Source organism: Aeromicrobium sp. (assembly GCF_025965075.1).
In the GTDB taxonomy this organism is placed as follows: Bacteria; Actinomycetota; Actinomycetes; order Propionibacteriales; family Nocardioidaceae; genus Aeromicrobium.
The window spans coordinates 1-7,505 of the sequence record NZ_JAOPXQ010000101.1; the positions used below are offsets into that span (position 1 = coordinate 1).

The 7,505-nt window shown below is 71.7% G+C and carries 7 protein-coding genes and 1 pseudogene; 6 read left to right on the forward strand and 2 right to left on the reverse strand.

The genetic code is table 11. The annotated features are described in order from the left end of the window. Positions 1-541 (forward strand): annotated as a pseudogene (locus JWQ91_RS06600) (DNA-3-methyladenine glycosylase 2 family protein); the annotation flags it as partial. A gap of 30 nt (positions 542-571) precedes the next feature. Next, positions 572-1,735, forward strand: coding sequence for an MFS transporter (locus JWQ91_RS06605; protein ID WP_297782066.1), 1,164 nt, complete (start codon positions 572-574; stop codon positions 1,733-1,735). Between the two features lies 1 nt (position 1,736). Here the strand turns inward: JWQ91_RS06605 and JWQ91_RS06610 are convergent, their stop codons facing one another. Beyond that, positions 1,737-2,357 (reverse strand): L-threonylcarbamoyladenylate synthase, encoded by a 621-nt coding sequence (locus tag JWQ91_RS06610; RefSeq protein ID WP_297782067.1) that lies wholly within the window; start codon positions 2,355-2,357, stop codon positions 1,737-1,739. A 94-nt stretch (positions 2,358-2,451) separates the two neighbouring features. Then, positions 2,452-2,595: a GPGG-motif small membrane protein gene (locus tag JWQ91_RS06615; RefSeq protein ID WP_297782068.1), complete on the reverse strand. Its 144-nt coding sequence runs from the start codon at positions 2,593-2,595 to the stop codon at positions 2,452-2,454. Positions 2,596-2,814: 219 nt separating this feature from the next. On the opposite strand from JWQ91_RS06615, the gene JWQ91_RS06620 reads away from it, so the two are divergent. Genes JWQ91_RS06620 through cobA form a run of 4 tightly spaced genes read left to right on the forward strand, consistent with a single transcriptional unit; the run spans position 2,815 to position 7,085 of the window. Continuing rightward, entirely contained in the window at positions 2,815-3,612 is a 798-nt protein-coding gene (locus tag JWQ91_RS06620) for a phosphoadenylyl-sulfate reductase (protein WP_297782069.1), read from the forward strand. Positions 3,613-3,655: 43 nt separating this feature from the next. Continuing rightward, complete coding sequence (gene cysD / locus JWQ91_RS06625; RefSeq protein ID WP_297782070.1) at positions 3,656-4,567, forward strand: sulfate adenylyltransferase subunit CysD; 912 nt, start codon at positions 3,656-3,658, stop codon at positions 4,565-4,567. After that, positions 4,567-5,877, forward strand: coding sequence for a GTP-binding protein (locus JWQ91_RS06630; protein WP_297782071.1), 1,311 nt, complete (start codon positions 4,567-4,569; stop codon positions 5,875-5,877). The genes cysD and JWQ91_RS06630 overlap by 1 nt, the downstream gene beginning before the upstream one ends. Then, on the forward strand, positions 5,874-7,085 hold the full coding sequence (gene cobA / locus JWQ91_RS06635; protein ID WP_297782072.1) for a uroporphyrinogen-III C-methyltransferase: 1,212 nt from the start codon (positions 5,874-5,876) through the stop codon (positions 7,083-7,085). Before JWQ91_RS06630 ends, cobA begins: the two co-directional genes overlap by 4 nt. Positions 7,086-7,505 lie beyond the last annotated feature (420 nt).

The window sequence follows — 7,505 nt, forward strand, 5'->3', positions numbered from 1 at the left end:
GAAGGTGCTGGGCATCGACGCCTTCGCCGCCCAGCGCCGCCTGCTGAGGCGCTTCGGCGAGCCCGCCCCCGGGCCGGCCCCGGACGGCATGCGGGTCACCCCGGACGCCGAACAGTGGGCCGCGATCCCGTCGTGGGAGTGGCACCTGGCCGGCGTCGACCCCAGCCGGGCGCGTGCTGCCCAGGCCAGCGCCCGACTCGCCAGTCGGCTCGAGCGACTGGCCGAGCAGCATCCTGACGACCCAGCGGTCGTCTACCGAGGCTTGCGCAGCATCCCTGGCGTGGGCGTGTGGACCGCGGCCGAGGTGGGCTATCGGGCCCTGGGCGATGCCGACGCCGTCCCGTTCGGCGACTTCCACGTGGCCAAGGACGTCGGAACGGCCCTGATCGGCCGGCGCATCGACGACGTCGAGCTCGAGCAGCTGCTCGAGCCGTGGCGGGGTCACCGGTTCCGCGTCGTCAGGCTGGTGCAGCTGTCACCGCTGACCCGGCCGGAACGCCGCGGCCCCCGCATGGCCCGGGTCGACCACCGACACATCTGACCGCCGCCCGGTGCCGCCTAGGGTGTCAGCGTGACCACTCGCCTGCCCGCCTGGCTCCGCGTCGCGGCGGCGATGTTCGCCGTCGGCTGGGGAGCCAACCAGTTCGCCGCGATGCTGCAGGTCTACCGGGACGAGGACGGTGCCTCCAGCGAGGCCGTCACGGCGCTGTTCGGGGCGTACGCCCTGGGGCTCATCCCCGCGCTGCTCGTCGTCGCCCCCATCTCGGACCGGATCGGCCGCCGCCGGGTCATGCGCCCGGTCCTCGTGCTGTCGACGATCGCGACGGTCATCCTGATCGTCGGCGGCGACAACCTCGGGCTCCTGCTCCTCGGCCGGCTGGCCGCGGGCGTCGCATCGGGTGCCGCCTTCGCGCCCGGCACGGCCTGGGTCAAGGAGCTCTCGGCCGGCCGGCCCGCCGGGACGGGAGCGCGGCGAGCGACCCTCGCGCTGTCCGCTGGCTTCGGGTCCGGACCGCTGGTCGCCGGGATCCTCGCGCAGTGGGCGCCCGCCCCGACCGTCCTGCCGTACGTCCCGCACCTCGTGCTGATGGCTTTCGTGCTCGCCGTCGCGTGGCACGCCCCCGAGCCGGCGATCGCGCGCGGCGCCGGGGTGGGTCATCGGCGCGCCGAGATCCGCCAGGCCCTCGGCTCGCGACCGTTCCTGCTCGGGGTGCTGTTCACCGCGCCGTGGGTCTTCGGTGCCGCGTCGACGAGCTTCGCGACCCTGCCGACGTTCGTCGACATCGACGTCGCGCCGATCGCGGTGATCGGGTCCCTGGCCGGGCTGACCCTGTGGACCGGCGTCGCGGTGCAGCCGCTCGGCCGTCGCCTCGGCGAGCCGCGCCTCATCATCGTCACGGGTCTCGCCGCCGCCGCGGCCGGCCTCGTGCTGGGCCTCGTGATGGCCGAGACCGAGGCGGCCTGGCTCGTCGTGCCGGGCGCCGTGCTGCTCGGGACGGCGTACGGCCTGATCCTCGTCGGCGGGCTGACGCTGGTCGAGTCGCTGGCGCACCCCGACGACCTGGGGACCCTCAACGCGGTGTTCTACAGCCTGACCTACCTCGGCTTCGCCGCGCCACTGCTGTGCACCGTGGCGCTCAACAGCGTGTCGGCCGACGAGCTGATGCTGGCCGGCGCCGCGGTCGTCGCGCTGACGATCCCGGGCGTGCTGGCGTCGCGGGTCAAGGCCCGCTGACCTACTCGAACGGTGTCGGGTCCCCCGCGCCGACCCGGACGACCTCGGCGAAGCCGTCGGAGAAGTCGATGACGGTCGTCGGCTCGGCGATGACGTCCTCGCCCGACTCGATCACGGCGTCGACCTGGCCGTCGAGCGCGTCGGCGATGACCCAGGCCGCCGACATCGGCTCGGTCTCCCCCGGCAGGATCAAGGTCGTCGACAGCAGCGGCTCCCCCAGCGTGTCGAGCAGGGCCCGCACGATGTTGCTCTCGGGGATGCGGACACCCACGGTCTTCTTCTTGTCGTGCAGCAGCCGGCGCGGCACCTCGCGGGTCGCCGGCAGGATGAACGTGTAGGGGCCGGGCGTCGCGTTCTTGACCGCCCGGAAGATCTTGTTGTCGACCTGGACGAACTGGCCGAGCTGGGAGAAGTCCTTGCACACCAGGGTGAAGTGGTGCTTGTCGTCGAGCTTGCGGATGACCTTGATGCGGTCGAGCGCGTCCTTGTTGCCGAGCTGGGCCCCCAAGGCGTACCCCGAGTCCGTCGGGTACGCGATCAGGCCGCCGTCCCGGATGACCGCGACCGCCTGGTCGACCGATCGCTGCTGGGGGTTGTCCGGGTGGATGTCGATGAAGCGCATGTTCGGAGCCTACGACTTCGCGGGGCCGCCCGGATACGGACATATGGGCATGGCGAGGGGCCGCGCGAAATCTCGCGCGGCCCCTCGCCTCTTCCTACTTGAAGATGCTGTATCCCCCGGGTCCGACCAGAGCGGCGACGACGAGCAAGATGATGCCGACCAGGATGTCACCGCGCACGAGGCGCAGGATTCCGTAGATGGCAATTGCTACGGCGATGATCCACAGGATGAAGGCCATGATTCTCCCTTTGTTTTGTGCGGTGACGGTGGCCACCGCCGGGGGTTGTACCCCGATGTCGGGCCCCCAATCCCACGCCTCTCGGGCCCATGTGACCTGGGTCACCGAATCGCGTTCCGCCATGCGGACGCGCTTCCACGGACCGCGACGCTCCGCGGGCCGCGACCTATTCTGGGGAGCACATGCTCCACCGCCGTGTCCGGAAAGGGTCCGATCTCGATGACTGAAATGGCCCTGACGCTGGCCGAGCGCCGAGCGCAGCAGCTCGCGCACGACTCCGAGCGCACCGCCCACCTGGCCTCCCGCGAGGGCCTGCTGGCCCCCCGGCGCAGCAACGACGAGCTCCGGACGATCGCCGAGTCGGCGACGACCCGGCTGGCCGGGAGCGACACCGCGGGCGTGCTGGCCTGGGTCGCCGAGGAGTTCGGCTACCGCACCGCGGTCGCGTGCTCGATGGCCGACGCCGTCCTGCCCGCCGTCGTCGCGGAGCACCTGCCGTGGGTCGACACCCTGTTCCTCGAGACCGGCTACCACTTCGCCGAGACGATCGGCACGCGCGACGCCGTCGAGGCCTCGATGCAGCTGTCGATCGTCGACGTCAAGCCGCGGCGCAGCGTCGCCGAGCAGGACGCCGAGTTCGGCGAGCGGCTCTACGAGCGCGACCCCGCCCTGTGCTGTGACATGCGCAAGGTCCAGCCCCTGCACGACACGCTGCAGGGCTACGAGGTGTGGATCACCGGCGTGCGCCGCGACGAGGGCCCGACCCGGGCCGACACCCCGTTCGTCTCGTGGGACGACAAGAATGGCCTGGTCAAGGTCAACCCGCTGGCCGCGTGGACCTTCGACGACCTCCTGGCGTACGCCGATGACAACGGCGTCATCGTCAACCCGCTCGTCAACGACGGCTATCCGTCGATCGGCTGCGCGACCTGCACCCGTCGGGTGGCCCCCGGCGAGGACCCGCGGGCCGGCCGCTGGGCAGGCCTGGACAAGACCGAGTGCGGCCTGCACACCTGACCCATCGCACGTGACCCTGCCCCCGGCACCTGACAAGGCAACGATGACCCTGACTGACGAACGCCGTCTCACCCAGCTGCAGTGGCTGGAGTCCGAGGCGATCCACATCATCCGCGAGGTGGCCGCCGAGTTCGAGCGACCCGTCCTGCTGTTCTCCGGCGGCAAGGACTCCGTCGTGATGCTGCACCTGGCGACCAAGGCGTTCTGGCCGGCTCCCGTGCCGTTCCCGGTGCTGCACGTCGACACGGGTCACAACTTCCCCGAGGTCCTCGCGTTCCGGGACGCGACGGTCGAGCGCCTCGGCATCCGCCTCGAGGTCGCGAGCGTCCAGGACTACATCGACGACGGCCGCCTGCGCGAGCGCAGCGACGGCACCCGCAACCAGCTCCAGACCCAGCCGCTGCTCGACGCCATCACGGGTCACAAGTTCGACGCGGTCTTCGGCGGCGGTCGTCGCGACGAGGAGAAGGCCCGCGCGAAGGAACGCGTCTTCTCCCTGCGCGACGAGTTCGGCCAGTGGGATCCCCGCAACCAGCGCCCCGAGCTGTGGAACCTCTACAACGGTCGGCACAGCCCCGGCGAGCACGTCCGCGTCTTCCCGCTGAGCAACTGGACCGAGCTCGACGTGTGGCAGTACATCGGTGCCGAGGGCATCGCCCTGCCGGAGCTCTACTACGCACACCAGCGCGAGGTGTTCGAGCGCGATGGCATGCTGATCGCGGTCAGCGACGTCTCCCAGCCGCGCGACGGCGAGACCGTCGAGAAGCGCCAGGTCCGCTACCGGACCGTCGGCGACGCGTCCTGCACCGGCGCCGTCGAGAGCGATGCCGTCACGGTCGAGGACGTCATCGTCGAGGTCGCTGCGACCCGGCTGACCGAGCGTGGGGCCACCCGCGCCGACGATCGCGCCTCCGAGGCCGCGATGGAAGACCGCAAGAAGGAAGGCTACTTCTGATGAGGACACTTCTTCGTCTCGCGACGGCCGGCTCGGTCGACGACGGCAAGTCGACCCTCGTCGGGCGGCTGCTGTACGACTCCAAGTCCGTCCTGGCCGACCAGTTCGACGCCGTCGAGCGGGTCAGCCGCGACCGCGGCCTGGCCACCGCCGACCTCGCGCTGCTGACCGACGGCCTGCGCTCCGAGCGCGAGCAGGGCATCACGATCGACGTCGCCTACCGCTACTTCGCGACGGCCGAGCGGTCGTTCATCCTCGCCGACTGCCCCGGGCACGTGCAGTACACCCGCAACACCGTGACCGGCGCCAGCACGGCCGATGTCGTCGTGCTGCTGGTCGACGTCCGCCACGGCATCCAGGAGCAGACCCGGCGCCACCTCGCGGTCGCCTCGCTGCTGCGCGTCCCGCACGTCATCGTCGTGGTCAACAAGATCGACCTGATCGACTTCGACGAGGCGACGTACGACCGGGTGTCCGGCGAGGTCCTCGACTCGGCCCGCAGCCTGGGCCTGTACGACGTCGCGACGATCCCCGTCTCGGCGCTCGACGGCGACAACGTCGTGACGCGGTCGGAGCGGACGCCGTGGTACGACGGGCCGAGCCTGCTGACGTACCTCGAGCAGCTCTCCCCCGTCGGCGACCCGCACTCGGAGCCGCTGCGCTTCCCGGTGCAGCTCGTCATCCGGCCGCAGTCCGCCGCCGGTGAGGAGTTCCGCGACTATCGCGGCTACGCCGGTCAGGTCGCCTCCGGGCTGGTCCGCGTCGGGGACGCCGTCACGGTCCAGCCCAGCGGCCGCTCGAGCACCGTCGTCGGGATCGACTTCGCCGGCACGGAGCTGACCGAGGCGTTCGCCCCGCAGTCGGTCACGTTGCGGCTGGCCGACGACATCGACATCTCGCGCGGCGACCTGATCGTGACGTCCCGCAGCGTCCCGCCGGTCACGCAGGACATCGACGGCACGATCGCGTGGCTCGCGGACGGCAGCCTGGTGCCCGGCACCAAGGTCCTGCTCAAGCACGGCACCCGCACGGTTCAGGCGATGGTCAAGGCGATCGGCGGCAAGCTCGACCTCGACGACGCCCGGCTGCTGCCGGCCGAGTCGCTGGGGCTCAACGACATCGGACACGTGACGCTGCGGCTCGCCAAGCCCATCCCCGCCGAGGAGTACCTGCACGCCCGCGGCACCGGGGCGTTCCTGCTGATCGATGCGCAGGACGGCACGACCCTCGCCGCCGGCATGGTCGGCGACGCCCTGCTCGACACCAAGGCCGAGGTCGAGGCCGTGGGCGCCGCTACAGATCCTGCATGACGGCACGGGGCAGCCTTCCGCTGACGCTGCGGATCGCGGGGCGCCGGGTCGTCGTCGTCGGCGGCGGCCACGTCGCCACCCGGCGCACCCTGTCCCTGCTCGAGGCCGGCGCGAGGGTCGTCGTGATCTCGCCCGAGGTCTCCGACTCGCTCGCCTCCTCGATCGGCCGCGGCGACGTCGAGTGGATCCAGCGGTCGTACGAGACCGGTGACCTCGACGGCGCGTGGCTCGTGCAGACCGCCACCGCGGACCCCGCGATCGACACGCTGGTCGCGGTCGACGCCGAGGCCCGGCAGATCTGGTGCCTCAAGGGCGGCGATCCCGCCCACGCCACGGCCTGGGCTCCCGCCGTGGCCCGCGTCGACGACGTCATCGTCGCGGTCAGCGGAGGCGGCGACGCCGGCCGGGCCGCCGCACTGCGCGACGGCGTCGCCGCCGCGCTGCAGGCCGGCGAGCTGCCGATGCGGCACCGCACCCACCATCCCGACGGCTTCGTCGCTCTGGTGGGTGGCGGACCGGGCGACCCGGGACTGCTCACGACCCGCGGCCGCCGGCTCCTCGCCGAGGCGGACGTCGTCGTCGTGGACCGGCTCGCCCCCCACGGCCTCCTGGCCGAGCTGGACCCGGACGTCGAGGTCATCGACGTCGGCAAGAAGCCCGATCACCACCCGGTGCCGCAGGAGGAGATCAACGCGCTCCTCGTCGACCGGGCCAAGCAGGGCAAGATCGTCGTCCGGCTCAAGGGCGGCGACCCGTACGTCTTCGGCCGCGGCGGCGAGGAGCTCATCGCGTGCCGCGACGCCGGCATCCCGGTCGAGGTCGTCCCCGGCGTCACGAGCGCGATCTCGGTCGCGGCCGCCGCCGGCATCCCGGTGACGCACCGCGGCGTGGCGCGCGGCTTCACGGTCGTCACGGGCCACGAGGAGATCGCCGGGCTCCCCCACGAGCGCAGCCACACCCTCATCATGCTGATGGGCGTCAAGCGCCTCGGGCAGACCTGCGTCGAGCTCATCGCCGCCGGCCACGACGCCGACACCCCCGCCGCGATCATCGAGCGTGGCTACTCCGACACCCAGCGGGTCACGGTCGGCACGCTGTCGACCCTGGCGGACGCCGCAGCGGCAGTCGGGGCCGAGTCCCCCGCGATCACGGTCATCGGCGACGTCGTGACCCTCTCCCCCGCCTGGGCGGGACCCCACCCCGCCTGACCCCGCTGGGCCGCTCGGGGTTGTCGGGTGAAGCGGGCGTGTCGCCGTGGGACCTGGTCGGGGCTCCAGCGCGCTCGTGTCGTCCGTCAAGGAGGTGAGCTGGTCAACGATCACTCTGGGCTCCGACAGGACTAGAACGTATGTTCGATTCTCACGAACCGCCGATGCAGACACAAGAGCGTAAGGCATCTTTTTCACTGCTATTGCAGGCACATAAGCGACGCAGATCCCGCGGGACAAGCCTACGCCGACCCTCGGACACCAACGGCGCACGACGACATACTGGTCCCATGCCCCTGCTCGGCCGGCTCCTCGTCGCAGCTCTCCTGCTCGCGTCCCTGACAGCCTGCGGCGGGGACGAGCCCGCCGCGACGAGGCTCCCCGACGGCGTCACGGTCCACCTCGACCAGTCCCGGGTCC